The following is a 22789-nucleotide window of genomic DNA, read 5'->3' as shown; positions in this document are numbered from 1 at the left end:
ATGTGCACGCTACCATGAGTGCCGTCACTTGTCGAATGGGAGACCACCATGGCCGCAACGCGGGACCGCGTCCGCATCGTCGATACGACGGTGCTGTCCGATGACTGGTATGTGCTGAAGAAGGTGACGTTCGATTTCCTGCGCCGCGACGGCACGTGGCAGCGCCTGAGCCGCGAAACGTACGACCGCGGCAACGGTGCGACCATCCTGCTGCGCAACGCGGCGACGGGCGACGTGCTGCTCACGCGGCAGTTCCGGATGCCGGCGTTCGTCAACGGACACGACGGGATGCTGCTCGAAGCCGCCGCCGGCCTGCTCGACGACGCGACGCCCGATGCACGCATTCGCGCGGAGGCCGAAGAGGAAACCGGCTATCGCGTGCGCGGCGTGCGCAAGGTGTTCGAGGCGTTCATGAGCCCGGGCTCGGTGACCGAAAAGCTGCATTTCTTCGTCGGCGAATACGATGCATCGCTGCGCACGGGCGACGGCGGCGGCATCGCGGAGGAGGGCGAGGATCTCGAGGTCGTCGAGATGCCGCTGCACGCGGCGCTGGATGCCGTCGAGCGGGGCGAGATCGTCGACGCGAAGACGATCATGCTGCTGCAGTACGTCGCGCTGCGGGAACCCGCGGGCGGGCGCGCCGCGGCGGCGTGATGTCGCGGCGCGGCGCCCGAACCGGCGTATGATCGCGCGACGCCACTCCCGCGTCGCTCGTCGCCTCCGCCGCTCCACCATGCCGATTTCCGACTCGTCCGATTTCACCGATTCCAGCGCCGCTGCCGCACCACTGCCGGCTCATCTGGTCGCGTCCGCCATCGAGGCGCTCGCGCGCGCCGATGCGCTGCTCGTGACGGCCGGCGCCGGCATCGGCGTCGATTCGGGGCTGCCCGATTTCCGCGGCACGGATGGCTTCTGGCGCGCGTATCCGGCGCTGCGCCACGAGCGTTTCGAATTCCACGAGATTGCCTCGCCGCAGGCGTTTCGCGCGCATCCGCAGCTTGCGTGGGGCTTTTACGGCCACCGTCTCGGACTCTACCGGCAGACGGTGCCGCACGCGGGCTTCGCGATCCTGCGGCGCTGGATGGACGCGATGCCGAACGGCGGCTTCGTGCTGACGAGCAACGTCGACGGCCAGTTCCAGAAGGCCGGTTTCGATCCGGCGCGTGTCGTCGAGATCCACGGTTCGATTCATTCGATGCAGTGCCTGCGACCCTGCTCGGACGACACCTGGGACGCCGCGTCGTTCACGCCCGACGTCGACGCGGCCGCGTGCCGGCTGGTCGGCGAGTTGCCGCGCTGCCCACGTTGCGGCGGCCTCGCGCGACCGAACATCCTGATGTTCGGCGACAACGGCTGGCTCGGCGAACGCTACGACGCGCAGGAGCGGGCCCTGCAGGACTGGATCGCGCAGGCGGGATGGGTGACCGTCGTCGAGATCGGCGCGGGCACCGCGATTCCCACCGTGCGTCTCTCGAGCGAACGGCTCGGAGCCGACGTGATCCGCATCAACGTACGCGAGGCCCATGCCCGCCGTGCGGACGTGATCGGGTTGAAGGGCGGCGCGCTCGCGACGCTCGTGGCACTCGACCGTGCATGGCACGGCGGCTGAGCGGCGCGGGACGAATCGGCCGGCCGCGGCCGCGCGATCACGGCTGTGCGACGAGCGCCTGGACGAGCGCCGGCGCGATCGGCGAGCCGAGGCCCGTCACGTAGTCGTAGCCGCCCGCTGCGTTGCAGATGCTGCCGCAAGTGCCGTTGGATCCGGTCGTCACGTCGTGATAGTCGCTGCCGTAGGCGTTTTTCCCGATCGTATAGAGCGTGTCGTAGGTGCCGCTCAGCGAGTGTTTGCCGGCCGCCGCACGCAGCGAATTCGCGATCGCGACGAGCGCCGACCATTGCGGCGCGCCCGCGCTCGTGCCGCCGACCTGGAACCAGCCGGCCTGCCCCTGATAGGTGACCGAGTCGTACACCGCAAAGCCGCTTGACGGATTCGCGTCGTAGCTGACGTCGGGCACGCCGCGCTTGCCGGCCACCGGCACCGGCCAGCCGGTTTGCCCGGCCGGCTCGGCCTCGATCGAGCTGACGCCGCCGCCGCTGCCGCTCCACGCGGCCTCGCCGACGTAGGCACCGGACGCGTCGGTGGACAACGTGGTGCCGCCCACCGCCACCACGTACGGCGACGCCGCCGGGTACTCGGTGCCGGTGCCGCTGTCGCCGGACGACGCGACGAACGTGACGCCCGATACGTTGAAGTGGCTGTCGAAGCCGGTCTCGCTGCTGAACTCGTTGCCGCCGAAGCTCATCGACACGACCGATGCGCCGCGCTTGACCGCGACGTCGACCGCGGCCATCAGGTCGCTGAAGCTGGCCGACGCGGCCTCGACGAGCACGATCTTCGCCTTCGGCGCGATCGCATGCACCCATTCGACGTCGAGCGACATCTCGAGCGACCAGCCCGCGTCCGTCTTGGGTCGCGCGCCGCGCGCGTAGACCTTGGTGAAACAGCCGTTCGACGAAGTGCAGGCCGGCAGCGAGAACGCGTTGCTGAATACGCCGAGATCGGACTCGATTTTCGGATCGTCGTACGCGTCGACGATCGCGACGACCATCCCGTCGCCCTGGTTGGCGATCGAATCGAACCCGTACGCATGCCGTACGAGCGCGGGTGTGAGGCCGGCCACCGTGGCGGTGTTCGCGCGCTGTTTCGTATGGAACGGGGGGCGCGCGTAGCCTTTCGGCGCGCGGTTGCCTTCGACGTAGGACGGGGGGCCGTTGCCCTCGGCGAGCGCGACGCTCGATGCGAGCAGCGACGCGCACAGTGCCGGAATCAACATGGATGACAGGCGGTAATTGTTCATTTTTCGAGTCTCCATGTCGTTGGAGTGTGGGAGCGAAATAATTTTACGAAATCGGTGGAATAAATTGCATGGAATATCGGCGTGATTCGGGAATGTCTGGATTAGGGAAAACATGCGGGATGCCCATGAAGCAAGGCTTGCAGGGCTGACGTGCGGGCGCGCAGCCGAATTTTTCAATTCCAGAAAGTCTGATGAATAAGTAATCCTATTGTGCGATTTGTAATGTCCTGCGTAATGCATTGGAAAATGTCGAATTCGGCGGCACGTGGAAATAATGAAATGCGTGATTCCGGCGCGACATGATCCGGTGCGCGCCGGCCGGCATTGCCGGCGCGGCGCGATTCCGCATACAGTTCGGCGTAGGCCCATCCGCCATGCGGCTTCGTCAGCGAGGAGCTCCCTTGTTCTATTCGATCGTCGCGATCTTCGTCGGCGCCGGGCTCGGCGCATTGCTGCGCTGGTTCCTGAGCCTTGCGCTCAACGCGTTCTTTCCCGCCGTGCCGCTCGGCACGCTCGCCGCGAACCTGATCGGCGGCTACGTGATCGGCATCGCGGCCGTCGCGTTTACCACGCGCGTCGGGCTGCCGCCCGAGTGGCGGCTGTTCGTGATCACCGGCTTCCTCGGCGGCCTCACGACGTTCTCGACCTATTCGGTCGAAGTGATGACGCACGCGGTGCAGGGCGAATTGGGATGGGCGTTCGCGGTGGCTGCCCTACACTTGACTGGATCGTTCACGCTGACGGCGCTCGGCATGTGGACCGCGCGCGCGTGGTTCGCGGCGGCCTGAGCGCGTCGGCATCGGGAGGACGCGATGGACAGGGTCTTCTTGCGCTTCTACGTGCACGAGCAGCACCGGCTGCACTGGAAGCCGCTGTGGGAGTGGTTGCTGGAGGAGGGAAACCGGATGGGCGTCGCGGGCGGTTCCGCGTTTCGCGCGATGGCCGGCTTCGGCCGGCATCGGGTGCTGCACGAGGACCGCTTTTTCGAGCTGCAGGGTTCGCTCGCAATCGAGGTCGAATTCATCGTCACCGAGGACGAGGCGCAGCAACTGCTCGAGCGGCTGGCGCGGGAGAAGGTACGCGTGTGCTACGCGATGATTCCCGCGCGCTTCGGGGTGATCGACACGCTCGAGGCGCCGCCGGCGCAGGGGCCGGCGGCGTAGCGCAATACGTCAGATGCCGAACATCGTCAGCGACACGGCGGCGCGCGTGACGATCATCAGCAGCACCTGGACGATCACGAACAGCAGGATCGGCGACAGGTCGATGCCGCCCAGGTTCGGGATCACGCGGCGCAACGGGTTCAGGAACGGGGCGGTGAGCTGGTAGAGGATCGGCATCGCCGGCGAGCGCGGATTGAGCCACGACAGCAGCGCCATCAGGATCGTCATCCAGATCACGAGATTGAGCGCCCACTTCACGACGGTGAGCAGCGCGACCACGACGAGCGTCGCGATCACCGAGGCCGGATCCAGGCCGGCCATCACGACCATCAACACCACATAGACGAGCGCGGTGAGGAGGGCGGCGACGACGCTTGCCCAGTCGATGCCGCGCACGCCCGCGATCACGCGGCGCAGCGGCAGCACGAGCCAGTTGGTCGCCTGCAGCACTGCCTGCGTGACGGGATTGTACGGCGGCACGCGGACGGCCTGCATCCAGACGCGCAGAATCAGCGCGGCGCCGAACAGCGTGAAGATGGTATTGAGCAGAAAACGGGCGATCTCGCCGAACATCGTTGGCATCCTTTTTATACAGTCGAGTAGCGTGCGGCCGCCAACGCCGGATGGCGGCGCATCGGCCGACACCTTATCACGCCTCGTCTCGCGGCGGGGAGGGGTGCCCGATCGTGCGCTCGAGCGACGTTTCGACGGCGTGCGCAAGCGCCGGCAACGCGGCCGGCGGTGCCGCGCGCTTCGCCGCGAGCGCGACCGCGCGGCGGGTCATCAGCGCATACAGCGTCGCGTGGTCGCTGCCGCGCGCCTCGAGCAGCGCGAGCTGACGCTCGACGATGCCGGTGTCGCCGCGCGACACCGGGCCTGCCAGCGCGTTCGCGAGGCCCTTGTCGCGCGCGGTTTCGATCGTGCCGGCGAGCATCGGCAGCAGCGCGCGCAACGCGGCTTCCTCGTCGAAGCCGAGTCCGCGCCACAACTCGACCGCTTCGGACAGCCCGCACAGCGCGAAGCTCGCCGCGTAATGCGCGGCCGCGTGATACAGCATTCGGCCGCCGGCCGGAATCGATAGCGGATGGCAGCCGAGTGCGGCAGCAAGTCGCAGCAGCGTCGCGTGCAGCGCGCCGTCGGCTTCGAGCGTGACCGAGCAGCCGTCGATGCGGGCGAGATCGGCGTCCGTGCCGCCGAACAGATAGAGTGGATGGAAGCCGCCCGTGGCCGCGCCTTGCCGCTTTGCCGGATCGAGCAGCTCGACCGCCGACGCGCCGCTGCAGTGGACGAGCGCCTGGCTTGCCGCGCGCGCCGCGTCGAACCGCAGCGCCGCGGCGGTCGGCGCGAGATGGTCGTCGGGCACGGTCAGGAAGATCAGGTCGGCGGCGTCGACGACCTGCTGCGGCGTGTCGACCGTCCGGCAGCCGTCGATGCGCGCGGCAAGCACCGCGGCCGATTCCGCCGTGCGGCTTGCGATCGCGACGACCGGAAAGCCGGCCGCCGCGAAGCGCAGCACGAGGCAGCGCGCCAGGCGGCCGGCGCCGATGAAGCCGAGGCGGGGAGTGTCGGGTAGGGGCATGGCGGGTCACGAAGCGAAAACGGAGCAGACGCCAGTATCGCAGGAATGAAGGAGCGGTCGCTGACAGGCGGCGATGCGGGACGGAGACGGTCTGGACGGGTGCGTTCGGTGCAGACAACCGGAAAATTCGCGCCGCGGTTTCGCTTCCGTTGGAGGTCGTGCAATCCGGCCCCAAATCGCGCGAAGGTCATGTCCCGCCTGGATTGTCGGCGTCCTGTCGCAAATTTGTAATCGTTCATTACGTGCGCATGCCCGCCGCGCTTACCGGATCCGGTAAGACTGACCGGCCGGCATCTCGCGATTTCGCTGGTCGGACGGAATCGCGGGACGCGCGAGGCGGCCCGCCGGCCCGCGCAGCGCTGCCGCACGGTGGCTGCAGCCACGTGGAATTGCAATTTGCAACAAATGCGCCATACGCGAGCGGCGGGTTTTCGCTACATTGCATCCATGCGACGTGCATGCCCGCCGTTGCCGACAGGAGCGCACAAATTTCCGCTCCAGCAGGAGAATCGAAGTGAAAAAGCTCATTCCGTTCATCGCCGCCGCCGCGCTGGCCCTGGGTGCCGCAAGCGCCGCGCAGGCTCACGTGTCGATCGGGGTCGGCATCGGTGTCCCGGTCGCGCCTGCGTATCCCGTGTATGCACCGCCGCCGCCCGTGTATTACGCACCGCCCCCGCCCGTGTATTACGCGCCGGCGCCGGCTTACTATGCGCCGCCCGCCGTGGTCGTCGGCGGCTACGGTGGCTACTACGGCCGTCCGTACTGGCGTCACGGCTACGGCGGCTGGGGTCACCACGGCTGGCGTCGTTGACGCATTCCGCGCGGCGGCCTGACCGCGCGCGGCAAAACGGCGCAATGTCCCTCGCGGGGCGTTGCGCCGTTTTTCATTCGATGTGCGGCTCGGTGCGTGGCGGTCACGCCGCGTGGGCAATCAGGTCGCGGTAGCCGCCGACGATCACGCTGTACGAGAAATACGCGAACAGCAGCGCCGACGCGACGTGGCACGCGCGCATCATCCCCGCACCCGCGCGCTTGCGGCCCTGGCTCGCGAGCGTGCACATGAAGAGCGTCCACGCGAGGCCGCCGAGGAAGAAGCCGGACAGGAATACCGATGCCGTCGCCGGCGTGGTGGCGCCGGCTTTCGCGATCAGCGCGCCGCCGACCGCCGCGAACCACAGGATCGCGCTCGGCGACGACATCGCAAGCAGCATCCCGCGCACGAAGCTGCGCCGCGCGCTGGCACGCGGCTGCGGTGTTTCGTCGGCCGTGCCGTCGCCGGCGCTGCCGGCCGGCGCGAGCGCTTCACGCGCCATCTTCCACGTGAGGAACAGCAGCACCGCACCGCCGCCGATCCAGACGATCCAGCGCACGGCCTCGAACTGCAGCAGCACGGCCATGCCCGCGAGCGCGAGCGCCGCGTAGACGAGATCGCCGAAGCACGAGCCGACGCCGAGCCAGAAGCCCGGCCGGAAGCCGTGCGACAGCGTCAGCGACAGCATCGCGACGTTGACGAGGCCGATGTCGAGACACAGCGACAGCGACAGGAAGAACCCGTCGGACAGCATCGAGGCTGGGGGAAAGCTCATCGTCATTCTTGTCGGGTGCGTTCAAGGCGTGGACTTACAGTCCGATTTCCTGCCAGAGCCGGTCGACGCGCGCTTTCACGGCCGCATCCATCTCGATCGGGCGACCCCATTCGCGGTTCGTCTCGCCGGGCCACTTGTTGGTCGCGTCGAGCCCCATCTTCGAGCCGAGGCCCGCGACGGGCGACGCGAAATCGAGATAGTCGATCGGCGTGCTGTCGACCATCACGGTGTCGCGCACGGGGTCGACGCGCGTCGTGATCGCCCAGATCACCTCGTTCCAGTCGCGGATGTTCACGTCCTCGTCGACGACCACGATGAACTTCGTATACATGAACTGCCGCAGAAAGCTCCATACGCCGAACATCACGCGCTTCGCATGGCCGGCGTAGCTCTTCTTCATCTGCACGATGGCCATCCGGTAGCTGCAGCCTTCCGGCGGCAGGTAGAAGTCGGTGATCTCGGTGAACTGCTTCTGCAGCAGCGGCACGAACACCTCGTTGAGCGCGACGCCGAGCACGGCCGGTTCGTCGGGCGGCTTGCCCGTATAGGTCGAGTGATAGATCGCGTCGCGGCGCATCGTGATCCGCTCGACGGTGAACACCGGGAACCACTCCTGCTCGTTGTAGTAGCCGGTGTGGTCGCCGTACGGGCCTTCGAGCGCGTGTTCGTATGCGGCGGCCGCGTTGCCGGCCGGCCGCGGCGGTGCGCCGGCCGGGGCCGGGGCGGGCGTGCCTTCCTGCGGATGGATGAAGCCTTCGAGCACGATCTCCGCGCGCGCGGGCACCTGCAGCGTATCGACGCCGGGCGTCAGGCACTTGGCGAGCTCGGTGCGGCTGCCGCGCAGCAGGCCGGCGAACTGATACTCGGACAGCGAATCGGGCACGGGCGTCACCGCGCCGAGCGTCGTGGCCGGATCGGCGCCGAGCACGACCGCGACCGGATACGGCTTGCCGGGGTTCTGCAGTGCGAATTCGCGGAAGTCCAGCGCACCGCCGCGATGCGCGAGCCAGCGCATGATCAGCTGGTTGCGGCCGATCAGCTGCTGGCGGTAGATGCCGAGGTTCTGGCGCGGCTTGTTCGGCCCGCGCGTGACCGTGAGGCCCCACGTGACGAGCGGCCCCGCGTCGCCGGGCCAGCAGGTCTGGATCGGCAACTTGTTCAGGTCGACGTCGGCGCCCTCCCAGACGATCTCCTGGCACGGCGGCGACGACACCGATTTCGGCGCCATGTCCCATACGGCCTTCGCGAGCGACAGCAGCTTGCCGGCGTCCTTCAGGCTCTTCGGCGGATCCGGCTCCTTCAGCGCGGACAGCAGTCGCCCGAGGTCGCGCAGCGAGCCGAGCGCGGCGTCGTCGCCCGCATCGACACCCATGCCGAGCGCCACGCGGCGCGGCGTGCCGAACAGGTTGCCGAGCACCGGGAACGCATTGCCGGGCGGCGCTGCGAACAGCAGCGCCGGGCCGCCGGCACGCAGCACGCGGTCGCACAGTTCGGTCATTTCGAGCACGGGCGACACGGGCTGCGTGACGCGCCGCAGTTCGCCGAGCGCCTCGAGGCGCTGGATGAAATCGCGTAAGTCTTTGTATTTCATGAAGAAGGTCCGGGCCGCCCGCAAGGCGGGCAGCGATGGGCGGGCGCAGCGGCCGGCTGCGGCCCTGAATCGACCGACGATTTTACCCGGGCGGCCGCTCGCACGCCCGGCGGAGAAAAAAGTCGACGGCGCGCAGAGCCCCTACGGCAGGGGGCTCGCGATCTGAAGGGCGATCCAAAATTACTTTTTGTTATGAGTTTCAGGTTTTATAGTGTTGACGATCTATAAAACCCTGCTAGAATCCGCTCACATTGGTTGCAGGGTAAAAGGCTTCGAGCCGCCAATCACCGATCTTTGACGCAGCGCGTCACCGTCCGCCGAAACCTGCACGGCGTATTCGACGGCATTTGTCGTAGTCCCAGCCAGCGCCACCAGACGCTGGTTTTTTGCGTGGGTGCCACCGCGTATGCCCGCCTCGCCCAGTGTGCGAAGGCGCCGGCCCTCTTACACCGTGGCCTCGAACGGTACTTATACCGTTTCCCCGATGCTTGCGCGTCCCAACCAAGGCGTGCGGTGTCGTGATTCCGCGGCGCGTTTTCCGTCTCGCCATCGAGCAGAGCGAGCCGCACGAGTCATGTTCATGGGAGATGATCTGAATGAACGCTTGGTTATCGTGGCGTCCCAGTGAGCAGCATGCGCAAATCGTGCGCAACATGCTGCGTCGCGGGACGCGTGTCAGTCACCATTTATTCAGCGTTGTCGGCTGTCTCGCTGTCGCGGTGGCACTTGCCCTGTGGCTGCTGCCGACCGTGCGCGGGGACCTCGCCGCGAAGCTGATGCCGGTCGTATCCGCGGCCGTGCAGGCCGGTCCGGCCCGTTTGCTGACCGGTCATCCGCTGCCGAACTTCGCGCCCGCTGGCGCGCAGCCGCAGCAGGAAGACGCCCCTGAAACGGATGCGCTCGCCGTCGGTCTCGACGTCGCGCCGGAAACCGCCGCGCAGAACGATGCGTCCGATCCGGCCCGTAACGGCCCGTCGCCCGTCGCGTTGGCGAAACTGATCCCGACCCAGCGGGTCCCGGCCGATGCGCGCGACGATCGCGCGCTCGCGTCGAACCGCGAACAGGCGCTCGTCGCCACCTACCTGTCGCGCCGTTACCGGGTCGCGCAGGAGCCGCTCGGCCAGCTCGTCAAGGCTGCGTTCCAGACCGGCCGCGACGTCGGCCTCGATCCGCTGCTGCTGCTGTCCGTGATGGCGATCGAATCGGGCTTCAACCCGTACGCGGAAAGCGGCGTCGGCGCACAAGGCCTGATGCAGGTGATGTCGAAGGTTCATTCCGACAAATTCGAGTATTTCGGCGGTACCGACACCGCGCTGCAACCGCTGGCGAACCTGCAGGTCGGCGCGCTCGTGTTGAAGGACTGCATCGCACGCGGCGGCTCGCTCGCGAATGGCCTGCGCCTGTACAACGGCTCGACCAACCCGGACGACACCGCCTACGGCTCGAAGGTCATGGCCGAGCGTGGCCGCCTGCGCGACGTCGCGCATGGCCGCAGCGTCCCGGTCAATGCGCCGCAGGCGCCGGCCCAGCCGTCGAAGCCGATCGTGACCGCGGCCGTGACGGCATCAGCCGGCGGCGCCAAGCGCGTGCATGCGACGCTCGACGGCGCGCAGCCGATCACCGCGAAGGCGGCTGCCGCGCCGAAGGCCGCACCGCAGCAGGACGACGCGAGCGTCGACACCGCGAAGCAGTCGCACGGCGACCACTCGGAACTCGGCGCGTAACGTCCCGCAGTTCCGGCCAGGCTCCAGCAAAAAGGCATCCGATTCGGGTGCCTTTTTCCTTTTTGCGCAGGGAAAGGCCGGCGTGCCGGCCGGGAAAGCAGATCGGCGGTCAGTGCTGGCCGAATAGTGCCGCAAGCCGCTCGACGGCCTCTTCGAGGCGCGAGTAGGCGGTCGCATAGGACAGCCGGATGTAGTCGCGCGGTGCATGCACGCCGAAATCCATGCCCGGCACCAGCACGACGCCAGCGTCGTGCAGCATCGCCTGCGTGAGCGCCGCGCTGTCGCCGGCCGCGGGATGAGCGACGCCGCCGCAGTGCGCATACACGTAGAACGCGCCGTCCGGCATCACGGGCACCGTGAAGCCGAGCTTCTCGAGCGCTGGCGCGATGAAGTCGCGGCGACGCTTGAATTCGAGGCGGCGCGCCTCGTAGATGTCGAGCGCCGCCGGCTCGAAGCACGCGAGTGCTGCGTGCTGCGCGAGCGCGGACGGACAGATGAACAGGTTCTGTGACAGCTTTTCGAAGGTGCCGACGAGCGCTGGCGGAACGACGAGCCAGCCGAGCCGCCAGCCGGTCATGCTGAAGTACTTCGAGAAGCTGTTCACGGTGACGACATCGTCGCCGAACGACAGCGCCGACACGGGCGCCGCGTCGTAGCTGAGCCCCTGGTAGATCTCATCGACGATCGTGAAGCCGCCGCGTGCGCGCACCGCCTCGACGATCCGCTTCAGCTCATCCGGTTCGAGCGACGTGCCGGTCGGGTTCGACGGCGACGCGAGCAGGACGCCGCGCGTGCGGCTGCCCCAGCGCGTTCGAACGTCGTCCGCGGTGAGCTGGAAGCGCGCTTCCGGGCCGCTCGGCACGAGCACCGGCCGGCCTTCGGCCGCCGCGACGAAGTGCCGGTTGCACGGATACGACGGGTCGGGCATCAGCACTTCGTCGTCACGGCCGACGAGCGCGAGGCACGCGAGCAGCAGCGCGGCGGAGGCGCCGGCCGTCACGACGATCCGCTCGGGGCTGATCGTGAGGCCGTAGGCGCGTGCATAGTGCGCGGCGATCGCTTCGCGCAGCGGCGCGATGCCGAGCGCGCTCGTGTACTGCGTGACGCCGCGGCGCAGCGCGGCCGCCGCCGCCTCGACGACGGGCTCCGGCGCGGTGAAATCCGGTTCGCCGATGCCCATGTGGATAACATCGCGCCCGGAGGACTCGAGCCGCTGTGCCTCCTTCATCAGTTCCATCACGTAGAAGGGCTGGATCGCGTCGACGCGTGCGGCGAGCGTGACGAGCGAATCGGCGGTGGTATTCATCGGTCGGGCGGAGCGGGGGAGGAAGAACGAAAAACGGGCGCTTGCGCGCCCGTCTGCCTGCGGAATCAGCCGTTGCGGCGCGCCTGCGTTTCGGCGGGGCGCAGCTTCGCGGCGAGCTTGTCGAGCACGCCGTTGACGTACTTGTAGCCGTCGGAGCCGCCGAACGTCTTCGCGAGTTCGACTGCTTCGTTGATGATCACGCGATACGGCGTTTCGACATGATGCGTGAGCTCGAACGTCGCGATCAGCAGCACGGCGCGTTCGACCGGCGACAGCTGATCGACCGGACGGTCCAGCGACGGCGTGAGGGCTTCGACGAGCGTCGCATGCTCGCGAATCACGCCGTGCAGGATCGCGTCGAGCAGTTCCTTGTCGGCCTTGTCGTAACCGAGCGCGCCGCGCAGTTGCGCGTCGATCTCGCCGGAGGCCGCGTTCGACAGCAGCCACTGATACAGGCCCTGCGTCGCCAGCTCGCGCGATTGTCGGCGGGCGCTCTTCTTCATGCGCGCTCCTCTTCGTCGTCCTCTTCTTCCTCGTCCTCGTCGTCGCCGAGCTGGTCGAGTGCCATCGTCAGGTTGGCCATCTCGACCGCGACGCGTGCGGCGTCACGACCCTTTTCGGTCATGCGCGCGACGGCTTGCTCGTCGTTTTCGGTCGTCAGGACCGCGTTGGCGATCGGCAGGTTGAAGTCGAGGCCGATCCGGGTGATGCCCGCGCCGCTTTCGTTCGACACGAGTTCGAAGTGGTACGTCTCGCCGCGGATCACCGCGCCGAGCGCGATCAGTGCGTCGAACTGGCCGCTTTCTGCGAGCTTTTGCAGCGCGAGCGGGATTTCCAGCGCGCCGGGCACAGACACGAGCAGCACGTCTTCACCGGAGACGCCGAGGCGCTCGAGTTCCTCGACGCACGCATCGGCGAGGCCGTTGCAGACGGGTTCGTTGAAGCGGGATTGCACGATGCCGATACGCAGGCCGTCGCCTTCGAGATTCGGTTGGTATTGTCCGATTTCCATGATCTGGTCCGTGGTGTGGATGAACGGTTATAGGGCGAAAGCGTCGTGGCGGGTTACGCGTGGGACGCCGGGCAGGACTTGGCTTCACCGCCGGGCATCGGAATGAAGCCCGTGACTTCGAGGCCGTAGCCGGACATGCTGCCCAGCTTGCGCGGATTCGACAGCACCTGCATCTTGCCGACGCCGACGTCGCGCAGGATCTGCGCGCCGATGCCGAACGTCTTGAAATCGACCGGCCGGCGCTTCAGCGCAGCGGCCTTTTCTTCCTCGTCGAACGCCTTGAAGACGTCGATCAGATGTTCCTTCGTGTCGCCGCAGTTGAGCAGCACGATCACGCCGAGGTCGCGTTCCGCGATCTCGTGCATCGCCGCGTCGAGCGTCCACGAGTGCGTCGAGATGCTCGTCTCGAGCAGATCGAGGACCGACAGCGGCTCGTGCACGCGCACGGGCGTATCGGCGTCGGGCGACGGCGTGCCGCGCACCAGTGCGATGTGCGGCGAGCCGCTCGGCTGGTCGCGGTACAGCACCGCACGGAACGTGCCGTGCGCGGTCTGCATCGTGCGCTCGGCGATCCGCTCGATGATCGATTCGGTGCGGCTGCGGTACTGGATCAGGTCGGCGATCGTGCCGATCTTCAGATCGTGTTCCTTCGCGAACTCGAGCAGGTCGGGCAGGCGCGCCATCGTGCCGTCGTCCTTGATGACCTCGCAGATCACCGCGGCGGGCGTGAGCCCGGCGAGCGCGGTGAAGTCGCAGCCGGCCTCGGTGTGGCCGGCGCGCACGAGCACGCCGCCCGGCTGCGCCATGATCGGGAACACGTGGCCCGGCTGCACGATGTGCTCGGGGCGGACGTCGTGCGCGACCGCCGTGGCGATCGTGTGCGCGCGGTCGGCGGCCGAGATGCCGGTCGTCACGCCTTCGGCCGCTTCGATGCTGACCGTGAACGCGGTGCCGTATTGCGTGCCGTTGCGGTAAGTCATTAGCGGCAGGTGCAGCTGCTTGCAGCGTTCCTGAGTCAACGTCAGACAAATCAGGCCACGGCCGTACTTGGCCATGAAGTTGATCGCTTCCGGCGTGACGAATTCGGCGGCGATCACGAGGTCGCCTTCGTTTTCGCGGTCTTCTTCGTCGACCAGGATCACCATCCGGCCGGCTTTCAACTCCGCGATGATGTCGAGCGTGGAGGCGAGCGTCATAAGGGGGCGAGAAAGAGGAAAGTGCGTATTTTACGCCAGCCGGACCGCGTTTCGGCTGGCACCGGCTGCGCGCGGCCGGCGAGCGCGCCGGAAAGCGGTGCGGCCGGCCGTTGGGACGGCCCTGCCCGGGCCGGCTCGGGCCGCCCGAAGACGGGCCGCCGCAGGCCGGCCGAGGCCCGGCCGTGCGTCACGCCTGGTCGTTACGGCCGCCGAGGTAGTCGAGCTTGCCGAGCTCGACGCCGCTATGGCGCAGGATGTCGTACGCCGTCGTTACGTGAAAGAAGAAATTGGGCAGCACGAAGTTCAGCAGATACGACTGGCCGGTGAACTCGATCGGGCCGACGCGCATCTTGAGCACGACCTGGCGCGCTTCGCTGCCGTCGATCTGCGCGGCGTCGAAGCCTTTCAGATAGTCGATCGTCTTCTGGATGCGCGCGTGCAGTTCGTCGAATGTCTGCTCCACGTCGGGATAGCTCGGGATGTCGACGCCGGCAAGCCGCGCGGCGCAGCCCTTGGCCGTGTCGGTCGCGATATACACCTGGCGGACGAGGGGCAGCATGTCCGGATAGAGGCGTGCGCCGATGAACACCGACGGGTCGATCTGCTTCTCGGCCGCATGCGCCTGCGCCTTGCCGAGGATGTGCTGCAGGTTGGTGAGGCCACGGATCAGGACGGGCAGCGAAGCCTGGTACATCGAGATGGACATGGGGACGACTCCTGGAGGAAAAGGGGCAGCCGGTACGCGGCGCACCGCGCGCCGCGGCGCCGAAACCGCTGCCGTTGCATCTTAGCGCGACGGGATGACCCGTGCGCGTCGTTGGCCATCAGGCCAGGTGCCGGGCCACGCCGCCGGGCGCCATTTCCCACTCGGCGGGCGGAACCGCCTGGTCAGTCCTGATGCACGCCCTGCGATGCCGACATCATCCGCTCCACATACCGCGCGATCATGTCGATTTCGAGATTGACCTTGTCGCCGGCCTTCACGTGACGCAGCGTCGTGACTTCGACCGTATGGGGGATCAGGTTGATCGAGAACTCGCAGCCGTCGGCGCGATCGTCGACCGTGTTGACGGTCAGGCTCACACCGTTGACTGTGATCGAGCCCTTGTACGCGAGATAGCGGCCGAGCTCGCGCGGCGCGACGATCCGCAGCTCGTGCGATTCGCCGACCGGCGCGAAGCGCGTCACGGTGCCGAGGCCGTCGACGTGGCCCGACACGATGTGCCCGCCGAGACGGTCGTGCGCGCGCAGCGCCTTCTCGAGGTTCACTTCGCCGGGCTGCGCGAGGCCGACCGTGCGGTTCAGGCTTTCGCGGGACACGTCGACGTCGAATCCGGTGTCGGTCTTTTCGATCACCGTCATGCACGCGCCCTGGATCGCGATGCTGTCGCCGAGCGCGACATCGGCCAGGTCGAGCCCGCCGGCCTGCACGGTCAGCCGCACGCCCGCCTCGGGCGACGCGCCGAGCGGGTTGATCGCTTCGATGCGGCCGACGGCCGCGACAATTCCGGTAAACATCGTGACGGCTCCGTTCAAAGAGTGGCGGAGGGCGGCGCGACGCGCGCCAGGATCCGCAGATCGTCGCCGATCCGCTCGACGCTGTGGAACGCGAGTCGCGTGCGGGCGTCGAGGCTCGCCGGCGCGGCGAGGTCGAACATGCCGGCCGCGTCGCTGCCGAGCAGGCTCGGCGCGAGGTAGACCAGCAGCTCGTCGACGCACTGCTCGCGCAGCAGCGAGCCGTTCAGCTTGTGACCGGCCTCGACGTGCAGTTCGTTGACGCCGCGCGCGCCGAGCGCCGCCAGCATCGCGGGCAGGTCGACCTTGCCGTACGCATTCGCGAGCGGCACGATTTCCGCGCCGCGCGACTTCAGCACGTTCGCGCGCACTTCGCCGGCGGCGTCGAGCCGGCCGCAGAAGATCAGCAACGGCGCGCCTTCGAGCAGGCGCGCATCGAGCGGCAGGTCGAGGCGGCTGTCGACCAGCACGCGCTGCGGCTGGCGCGGCGTGTCGATGCCGCGCACGGTCAAGAGCGGGTTGTCCTCGCGCACGGTGCCGATCCCGGTGAGGATCGCGCACGCGCGCGCGCGCCATGCATGGCCGTCGAGGCGCGCGGCCTCGCCGGTGATCCACTGGCTTTCGCCGGACGGCAGCGCGGTGCGTGCATCGAGCGACGCGGCGGTCTTCATCCGCACCCACGGGCGGCCGCGCGTCATCCGCGACACGAAGCCGATGTTCAGTTCGCCCGCTTCGTTCGCGAGCAGCCCGCAGCGCACGTCGATGCCCGCGTCGCGCAGCATCCCGAGGCCGCGCCCCGACACCTGCGGATTCGGGTCTTCCATCGCCGCGACGACCTTCGCTACGCGCGCGTCGATCAGCGCGTTCGCGCACGGCGGCGTGCGGCCGAAATGGCTGCACGGCTCGAGCGTCACGTACACGGTGGAGCCGGCGACGTCATGGCCTCGCGCACGCGCGTCCTTCAGCGCCTGCACTTCCGCGTGGTCCTGGCCGGCCGGCTGCGTGAAGCCTTCGCCGATCACGTCGCCGTCCTTGACGATCACGCAGCCGACGCGCGGGTTCGGCGCGGTCGTATACATGCCGCGCGCCGCGAGCGTCAGCGCGCGCTGCATGTGGGCGAAATCGGTATCCGAGAACATGCGTGCGGACCCGGGTCAGGCGGCGAGGGCCGCGAACGCGCGGCGTGCGGCGGCGAGCGTCGCGTCGATCACCGCGTCGTCGTGCGTGCTCGACACGAAGCCGGCTTCGTACGCGGACGGCGCGAAGTACACGCCTTCGTCGAGCATCAGGTGGAAGAAGCGGTTGAAGCGCTCGACGTTGCTCTTCGTCACTTCCGCGAAGCTGACCGGCACGCGCTCGGCGAAGTACAGGCCGAACATCGCGCCGATCGAGTCGGCGGCGAACGGCACGCCGGCCGCGCGCGCTTCGGCCGCGAGGCCGTCGGCGAGGCGTTTCGTCTGCGCGGTCAGCGCGTCGTAGAAGCCGGGCGCCTGGATCAGTTGCAGCGTCTTCAGGCCTGCGGCGACCGCGATCGGGTTGCCCGACAGCGTGCCGGCCTGGTACACGCCGCCGAGCGGCGCGAGGTGGGCCATGATGTCGCGACGGCCGCCGAACGCGGCGGCCGGCATCCCGCCGCCGATCACCTTGCCGAGGCAGGTGAGGTCGGCCGCGATCCCGTAGTACGCCTGCGCGCCGCCGAGCGCGACGCGGAAGCCGCACATCACCTCGTCGAAGATCAGCACGGCACCGTGCTTCGTGCACAGCGCGCGCAGCGCGTTCAGGAATTCGGGCGTGCCGCGCACGAGGTTCATGTTGCCCGCGACGGGCTCGACGATCACCGCGGCGATCTCGTCGCCGAACGCGCCGAACGCTTCTTCGAGCGCGGCGACGTTGTTGTATTCGAGGACGGTCGTGTGTTTCGCGATGTCGGCGGGCACGCCGGCCGACGTCGGGTTGCCGAACGTCAGCAGGCCGGAGCCGGCCTTGACCAGCAGGCTGTCCGCGTGGCCGTGATAGCAGCCCTCGAACTTGACGATGCGGCTGCGGCCCGTGAAGCCGCGCGCGAGACGCAGCGCGCTCATCGTGGCCTCGGTGCCGCTCGACACCATCCGCACCTGCTCGATCGACGGCACGAGCTTGCAGATTTCCTCGGCGATCTCGATTTCCGCCTCGGTCGGCGCGCCGAACGAGAAGCCGTCGGCGAGCACGTTCTGCACGGCCGACAGCACTTCCGGATGAACGTGGCCGACGATCATCGGGCCCCACGAGCCGATGTAGTCGATGTACTGCTTGCCGTCGGCATCCCAGAAGTACGGGCCCTGCGCGCGCGAGACGAAACGCGGCGTGCCGCCAACCGAACGGAAGGCGCGCACCGGCGAGTTGACGCCGCCCGGAATGGTCTTCTGGGCGCGTTCGAAGAGGATCTGATTGTTGGACATGTGCGAAACCTGCGAGAGAAGGGCGCGGGGGGCCTGTGCACGGGCCGCGGCGCCTGGGCGGAACGATCGTCCGATTGTACCGGAGACGCGCAGGACGGGCCCGCCGCGCGGTCTGCGGCCTTTCGGCGCGCGGGGGATTGGCCGGCGCGCATGGCAGGCGTCCGATCCGGCCCGTTTATCGCGGCGGCTTGCGCTTGCCGGTCAGTTCGGCCCAGCGCTTCTCCAGCGGGCCTTCGACCATCGGCTTGATCGACGTGCCGGAGGACTGCGCGTCCCAGGTCTGCACCGAGTATGGATGCACGCGCAGCGCGTCGCGCGGGATCACGACGTCCTGGTGGGCGTCGACCAGCCAGTCGTAGACGAAGTCGATGCACAGCCGGTAGCCGCGCTTCGTCGCCGGGTCCGGCACTTCGTAGGGCGCGCGCGTCACGTAGCCCGAGCCGAACACGCCCTTCGGCTCCTTCGCGACGCGGTGCAGGAACACGCGATCGCCCGGCAGGATGCCGCGCGCGAAGCCGCAGCCCCACACGTCGTGCACGGCCTCGCCGGCCTTCACGCGCGCGGCGACGTCGGGCAGCTCGGGCCACGGCCATTTCTTGGGGCTCCAGATCAGCAGGAAAGCGGTCATCGGTTCGGTCGTGCGTCGATTGGGTCGGACAAGAAGAGCGGGCAGCCGCAAGCTTAATCGAATCCGCGTGCGGCCTCGTGCCGCCTCGTGCGACAGCGGCAGTGATCGGCCGTACGGCGCCGTCCGGCCGTGCGCGGCACCCGGGCGCCGGCACGCGAAAAAGTTGCGCGTACAATCATGGACCTGAGCGCCGTCCGCGGCGCGGCCTCCCGTCTTCACCGCCATGCGCGCCCCGATGCGCGCGGGCCTCCATTCCGGATATCCATGTCCCACGTCGTCCGGCGCCGGCCCGATGCCCGGCTGATCCTGTTGCTTGGCGCGCTCGCCGCTTGCGGGCCGATCGCCACCGACATGTACCTGCCGAGCCTGCCGTCGATCGCCGACGGCTTTTCCGTCAGCCCCGGCGCCGCGCAGCGCACGCTGACGAGCTTCATGGCCGGCTTCTCGATCGGCATGCTGCTGTACGGTCCGATGTCCGACACGTGGGGCCGCCGGCCCGTGCTGCTCGGCGGCATCGCGCTGTTCACGCTCGCGAGCATCGGCTGCTTCGTGTCGAACTCGATCGACATGCTGATCCTCGTGCGGTTCCTGCAGGCGCTCGGCGCCGGCGCGGCGTCGGTGCTGTCGCGTGCGATCGCGCGCGACGCGCACGAGCCGACCGATGCGGCGAAGGTGCTGTCGATGGTTGCGATCGTCACGGCGGTCGGGCCGCTGCTCGCGCCGCTGATCGGTGGGCAGATCCTGCGCTTCTCGGGCTGGCGCGGCGTGTTCGTCGTGCTGGCCGTGTTCGGCGCGGTGTGCGCCGCGACCGCGTACCTGCGCGTGCCCGAAACCTGGCCGAAGGAGCGGCGCAAGAGCGCGGCCGTGCTCGCGTCGTTCGCATCGTACGGGCGCATCCTGTCCGATCCGGTCGCATGGGGGCACATGCTGTGCGGCGGGATGGCATTCGCGTCGATGTTCTCGTACATCACCGCGACGCCGTTCGTGTACATCGAGTACTTCCACGTGTCGCCGCAGCACTACGGGTTGCTGTTCGGCCTGAACGTCGTCGGCATCATGATCGGCAATTTCGCGAACACGCGGCTCGTCGGCCGCATCGGCTCGCTGCGCATCATCGCGGCCGCGTCGCTCGTGAGCTGCGTCGCGTCGCTCGCGGTCGCGCTCGTCGCGCTGACCGGGTGGGGCGGGTTGTGGTCGATCGTCGTGTGCCTGTTCTTCGTGGTCGGCGTGGTCGGGATCCTGTCCGCGAACTGCACGACCGACCTGATGCATCGCTATCCGCACAACGCGGGCGCGTCGGCGGCCGTGTTCGGCGCGATGCAGCTCGCGCTCGGCGCGATCGCGAGCGTCGCGATCGGCGCACTCGCGGACGGCACGCCGTTCGCGATGGGCGTGACGATCGGCGTCACCGGCGTGCTGTGTTTCGTCGGCCGCTCCCTCGTGCTGCGCTGGCATGGCCGGCCGGTGAAAGCGGGCGCCTGAGCCGCCGCGGCATGAAAAAACGCCACCGCGCGATGCGTCGGTGGCGTTCTTTTTTTCGGGCCGGCGGAAGGCGGCCGCCGTGCCGTGTCGGGCGTCAGTCCCGCGCGACGTCCTTCGCCGCCGGCGACGCACCGTGGCTCAGCCATTCGAGCACGTCGGCCGTCTCGTCGTCGCTCGCCCGAGCGCGCGCCTGCGCGACGGCCTCCGGCAGTTCGCCGTTGGTGGACGCGCGACGGATCGCGACACCGACCGCGAGGATGTCGATCATCAGCAGATGCAGGATCCGCGAGATCATCGACAGCTGCGATTCGCGCATTTCGATGTGGTCGGTCTCGAGCGCGACGGTCGCGCGCTTCGCGAGCGGCGTGTTGCTCGACGTGATCGCGATCACCTTCGCGCCGGCCTGCATCGCGACTTCGAGCACGCGCAGCAATTCCGGCGCGCGTCCCGACTTCGACACCGCGACGATCACGTCGCCCTTGCCGAGCAGCGCGGCCGATGCGGCCTGCATGTACAGGTCGCCGTACGCGATCGTCGGAATCCCGAAGCGGAAGAACTTGTAATGCGCGTCCTGCGCGACGATGTTCGAGTTGCCGAGCCCGTAGAACTCGATGCGCCGCGCGCCGTTCAGGATCTCGATCGCGTTCTCGACGTGCTCGAAGTTCAGGTGTTCGCGCAACTGCAGGATCGCGGACACCGTGTTGTCGAGCACCTTCGCGCCGAAGTCGGTGGCCGTGTCGCCGAGATGCACCTGGCTGTGGCTCATCGGAATCGTGCCGGTGAGGCCGGTCGCGAGCTTCAGCTTGAAGTCCGACAGCCCCTGGCAGCCGAGCGAGCGGCAGAAGCGGATCACCGTCGGCTGGCTCACGTCCGCCTTGCGTGCGATGTCGACGATCGGGTCGTTGATGATCGAGCGCGGATGGTTCAGCGCGAGATCGGCGACGCGCCGCTCGGCCGGCGTCAGCGCGTCGCGCATCTGGCGGATCCGCTCGAACACGGCCGACGACGCGCCGCCCGACCGGTTCGACAACTGCTCCGCGAGGATCGCCGACACGCCGAGGAACGCCGGATATTCGGCGGTGATCAGGTAGGTCGGGATGTTCTGGAGATAGTGCGCGAAGCGGCCCTTCGCCTCGAAGCGCGCGCGGAACGACGAGCGCGTGAACAGTTCGCCGAGCTTCAGCGCGACGCCGCCGCCGATGTACACGCCGCCGAGCGCGCCGAGCGTCAGTGCGAGGCTGCCGGCGAACGAGCCGAGGATGCCGCAGAAGCATTCGACCGCCTCGAGCGCGAGATCGTCGCCCGCATGCGCGCGCTCGACGATCTCCGCCGTGTCGACGGTCGCGGCCACGCGCTTCTTGTCGCGCGCGGCGAGCGCGCGGTAGATGACCTCGATGCCGGGGCCCGCGCACACGCGTTCGAACGACACGTGCGGAAACTTCTTGCGCGCGTATTGCAGCACGAGGTCCTCGCGCTCGTCCTGCGGCGCGAACGATGCGTGACCGCCTTCGCTGCCGAGCGCGATCCAGCGGTCGTCCGCGGGAATCAGGCCGGAGACGCCGAGCCCGGTGCCGGGCCCGAGCAGCCCGATCACGCTGTTCTGGCGGCGCGTGCCGCCGCCGATCTGCACGCGCTGCGCATCGGTCAGGCCCGGCAGCGCCATCGCGAGCGCGGTGAAGTCGTTCACGACGAGCAGCGTGTCGAAGCCGAGCGCGCGACGCGTGGCCTCGATCGAGAAGCTCCAGTCGTGATTGGTCATCGTGACCTGGTCGCCGTCGACCGGGTTCGCGATCGCGATCGCCGCGTGGTTCACGCGGCTGATCTTCACGTCCTTCAGATACTTGCGGATCGCGTCGGTGAGCGTCGGGTAGTCGGCGCCGGGGTAGACGCGGATCTGCGTGATCTCGCCGGGGCCGGTTTCCAGCGCGAAACGCGCGTTCGTGCCGCCGACGTCCGCGAGCAGGCGCGGGCCGTCGGCATGCTGGCCCGCGACGACAGCCTTACTTTGCGCACCAGTAGACATCGAGCTTGGTCCCCTTGTCGTTGGCCAGTTGGGAAATCGCGTTCTTCTGCAGCGATGCGGCCGCTGCGTCGAGCACCGCGCGCTTGCGTTCGCCCGCGATCAGCAGGAACAGCCGGTCGACGCGCTTGAGCGCATCGAGCGAGAAGCTCACCCGCGCATGCGGCGCGGCGCCGGGATGCACGGCGACGAAGCGCTCGGGCGTCGCGATCGCGTGGTCCCATTCGGGCGCATCGGCGAAGATCGACGCGGTGTGGCCGTCCTCGCCCATGCCGAGCACGGCGACGGTCGGTACGCGATAGTCGGCGTTTGCATTGAGCGCGGCGACGTGCGCGTCGAGCGACACGCGTGTGTCGACGAGCGGCAGGAAGCGGGCAGGGGCTGCCGCGTGCTGCAGCAGCGTGTCGCGCACGAGCTGCGCGTTGCTGGCTGCATCGTCCTCCGGCACCCAGCGGTCGTCGACCAGCGTGACGTCGACGCCGGCCCAGTCGAGCGCCGCGTGCGACAGCGTTTGCAGGAACGGGCGCGGGCTCGTGCCGCCGGACACCGCGAGCGTCGGGCGCGCGGGGGCGCCGAGCGCGGCGCGCAGCGCATCGCCGACGGCGCGCGCGAGCGCTTCGCCTTGCGCTTCCTGGGTGTCGAAAGCGTGGATCTCGATCACATCTCCTCCGGACTGCTTTGTCTGTTCAAT

The 22789-nt window shown here is 68.4% G+C and carries 24 protein-coding genes; 8 read left to right on the top strand and 16 right to left on the bottom strand.

What is annotated here, in order from left to right:
- Positions 1–48 precede the first annotated feature (48 nt).
- Together ACV22W_RS16390 and ACV22W_RS16385 are read left to right on the top strand one after the other, a co-directional pair.
- A complete protein-coding gene (locus ACV22W_RS16390; protein WP_059530245.1) occupies positions 49–654 on the top strand; it encodes an NUDIX domain-containing protein in 606 nt (201 codons plus the stop codon).
- 79 nt (positions 655–733) lie between these two features.
- Complete coding sequence (locus tag ACV22W_RS16385; RefSeq protein ID WP_448020463.1) at positions 734–1609, top strand: SIR2 family NAD-dependent protein deacylase; 876 nt, start codon at positions 734–736, stop codon at positions 1607–1609.
- Positions 1610–1646: 37 nt separating this feature from the next.
- Here the strand turns inward: ACV22W_RS16385 and ACV22W_RS16380 are convergent, their stop codons facing one another.
- Positions 1647–2858: a S53 family peptidase gene (locus tag ACV22W_RS16380; RefSeq protein WP_448020461.1), complete on the bottom strand. Its 1212-nt coding sequence runs from the start codon at positions 2856–2858 to the stop codon at positions 1647–1649.
- A 401-nt stretch (positions 2859–3259) separates the two neighbouring features.
- Between ACV22W_RS16380 and crcB the strand changes: the two genes are divergently transcribed.
- Together crcB and ACV22W_RS16370 are read left to right on the top strand one after the other, a co-directional pair.
- A complete protein-coding gene (gene crcB, locus ACV22W_RS16375; protein WP_059530237.1) occupies positions 3260–3646 on the top strand; it encodes a fluoride efflux transporter CrcB in 387 nt (128 codons plus the stop codon).
- A 24-nt stretch (positions 3647–3670) separates the two neighbouring features.
- Positions 3671–4021 carry a DUF190 domain-containing protein gene (locus ACV22W_RS16370; protein ID WP_059530233.1) on the top strand — a complete coding sequence of 117 codons (351 nt, stop codon included), beginning with the start codon at positions 3671–3673 and terminating at the stop codon, positions 4019–4021.
- 9 nt (positions 4022–4030) lie between these two features.
- On the opposite strand, the gene ACV22W_RS16365 is transcribed toward ACV22W_RS16370, so the two are convergent.
- Both ACV22W_RS16365 and ACV22W_RS16360 read right to left on the bottom strand, forming a co-directional pair.
- A complete protein-coding gene (locus ACV22W_RS16365; protein ID WP_448020460.1) occupies positions 4031–4594 on the bottom strand; it encodes a YggT family protein in 564 nt (187 codons plus the stop codon).
- A gap of 76 nt (positions 4595–4670) precedes the next feature.
- Entirely contained in the window at positions 4671–5600 is a 930-nt protein-coding gene (locus ACV22W_RS16360; protein WP_448020458.1) for a Rossmann-like and DUF2520 domain-containing protein, read from the bottom strand.
- Positions 5601–6114: 514 nt separating this feature from the next.
- On the opposite strand from ACV22W_RS16360, the gene ACV22W_RS16355 reads away from it, so the two are divergent.
- Complete coding sequence (locus ACV22W_RS16355) at positions 6115–6411, top strand: hypothetical protein (protein ID WP_059467009.1); 297 nt, start codon at positions 6115–6117, stop codon at positions 6409–6411.
- Between the two features lie 103 nt (positions 6412–6514).
- Here the strand turns inward: ACV22W_RS16355 and ACV22W_RS16350 are convergent, their stop codons facing one another.
- Both ACV22W_RS16350 and ACV22W_RS16345 read right to left on the bottom strand, forming a co-directional pair.
- Complete coding sequence (locus tag ACV22W_RS16350) at positions 6515–7186, bottom strand: LysE family translocator (RefSeq protein WP_448020457.1); 672 nt, start codon at positions 7184–7186, stop codon at positions 6515–6517.
- 34 nt (positions 7187–7220) lie between these two features.
- Complete coding sequence (locus ACV22W_RS16345; RefSeq protein ID WP_448020456.1) at positions 7221–8777, bottom strand: UbiD family decarboxylase; 1557 nt, start codon at positions 8775–8777, stop codon at positions 7221–7223.
- Here ACV22W_RS16345 and ACV22W_RS16340 point away from each other — a divergent pair.
- Entirely contained in the window at positions 8749–8943 is a 195-nt protein-coding gene (locus ACV22W_RS16340; protein ID WP_448020455.1) for a hypothetical protein, read from the top strand. The two genes, ACV22W_RS16345 and ACV22W_RS16340, sit on opposite strands and share 29 nt — an antisense overlap.
- Positions 8944–9373: 430 nt before the next feature.
- Entirely contained in the window at positions 9374–10501 is a 1128-nt protein-coding gene (locus ACV22W_RS16335) for a transglycosylase SLT domain-containing protein (protein WP_448020454.1), read from the top strand.
- A gap of 109 nt (positions 10502–10610) precedes the next feature.
- Here ACV22W_RS16335 and ACV22W_RS16330 read toward each other — a convergent pair whose 3' ends face one another.
- The 9 genes from ACV22W_RS16330 to ACV22W_RS16290 all read right to left on the bottom strand — a co-directional run bounded on the left by ACV22W_RS16330 (position 10611) and on the right by ACV22W_RS16290 (position 18596).
- Positions 10611–11807, bottom strand: coding sequence for a pyridoxal phosphate-dependent aminotransferase (locus ACV22W_RS16330; protein WP_448020452.1), 1197 nt, complete (start codon positions 11805–11807; stop codon positions 10611–10613).
- A gap of 65 nt (positions 11808–11872) precedes the next feature.
- Entirely contained in the window at positions 11873–12310 is a 438-nt protein-coding gene (nusB, locus tag ACV22W_RS16325; RefSeq protein ID WP_059530215.1) for a transcription antitermination factor NusB, read from the bottom strand.
- Positions 12307–12819, bottom strand: coding sequence for a 6,7-dimethyl-8-ribityllumazine synthase (gene ribH, locus ACV22W_RS16320; RefSeq protein WP_448020450.1), 513 nt, complete (start codon positions 12817–12819; stop codon positions 12307–12309). The genes nusB and ribH overlap by 4 nt, the downstream gene beginning before the upstream one ends.
- A gap of 53 nt (positions 12820–12872) precedes the next feature.
- A complete protein-coding gene (gene ribBA, locus ACV22W_RS16315) occupies positions 12873–14015 on the bottom strand; it encodes a bifunctional 3,4-dihydroxy-2-butanone-4-phosphate synthase/GTP cyclohydrolase II (protein ID WP_448020448.1) in 1143 nt (380 codons plus the stop codon).
- A gap of 187 nt (positions 14016–14202) precedes the next feature.
- Positions 14203–14721, bottom strand: coding sequence for a DUF1993 domain-containing protein (locus tag ACV22W_RS16310; RefSeq protein ID WP_059530206.1), 519 nt, complete (start codon positions 14719–14721; stop codon positions 14203–14205).
- 182 nt (positions 14722–14903) lie between these two features.
- Positions 14904–15533 (bottom strand): riboflavin synthase, encoded by a 630-nt coding sequence (locus ACV22W_RS16305; protein WP_059680800.1) that lies wholly within the window; start codon positions 15531–15533, stop codon positions 14904–14906.
- A gap of 14 nt (positions 15534–15547) precedes the next feature.
- The gene (gene ribD, locus ACV22W_RS16300; RefSeq protein ID WP_448020447.1) at positions 15548–16669 is read right to left on the bottom strand and encodes a bifunctional diaminohydroxyphosphoribosylaminopyrimidine deaminase/5-amino-6-(5-phosphoribosylamino)uracil reductase RibD; all 1122 of its coding nucleotides are present in this window, start codon (positions 16667–16669) and stop codon (positions 15548–15550) included.
- A gap of 15 nt (positions 16670–16684) precedes the next feature.
- Entirely contained in the window at positions 16685–17968 is a 1284-nt protein-coding gene (hemL, locus tag ACV22W_RS16295) for a glutamate-1-semialdehyde 2,1-aminomutase (protein WP_059530198.1), read from the bottom strand.
- Positions 17969–18143: 175 nt separating this feature from the next.
- On the bottom strand, positions 18144–18596 hold the full coding sequence (locus ACV22W_RS16290; RefSeq protein ID WP_059448147.1) for a hypothetical protein: 453 nt from the start codon (positions 18594–18596) through the stop codon (positions 18144–18146).
- Positions 18597–18860: 264 nt separating this feature from the next.
- On the opposite strand from ACV22W_RS16290, the gene ACV22W_RS16285 reads away from it, so the two are divergent.
- Positions 18861–20078 (top strand): Bcr/CflA family multidrug efflux MFS transporter, encoded by a 1218-nt coding sequence (locus tag ACV22W_RS16285; protein ID WP_448020445.1) that lies wholly within the window; start codon positions 18861–18863, stop codon positions 20076–20078.
- 94 nt (positions 20079–20172) lie between these two features.
- On the opposite strand, the gene ACV22W_RS16280 is transcribed toward ACV22W_RS16285, so the two are convergent.
- Both ACV22W_RS16280 and pgl read right to left on the bottom strand, forming a co-directional pair.
- Complete coding sequence (locus ACV22W_RS16280) at positions 20173–22101, bottom strand: bifunctional transcriptional regulator/glucokinase (RefSeq protein ID WP_448020444.1); 1929 nt, start codon at positions 22099–22101, stop codon at positions 20173–20175.
- Complete coding sequence (gene pgl / locus ACV22W_RS16275; RefSeq protein WP_448020442.1) at positions 22079–22759, bottom strand: 6-phosphogluconolactonase; 681 nt, start codon at positions 22757–22759, stop codon at positions 22079–22081. Before pgl ends, ACV22W_RS16280 begins: the two co-directional genes overlap by 23 nt.
- Between the last annotated feature and the right edge of the window lie 30 nt (positions 22760–22789).

The organism is Burkholderia sp. AW49-1, assembly GCF_053427845.1.
The sequence above is the reverse complement of the archived record's forward strand: the minus strand, read 5'-3'. Positions and strand labels throughout refer to the sequence as shown.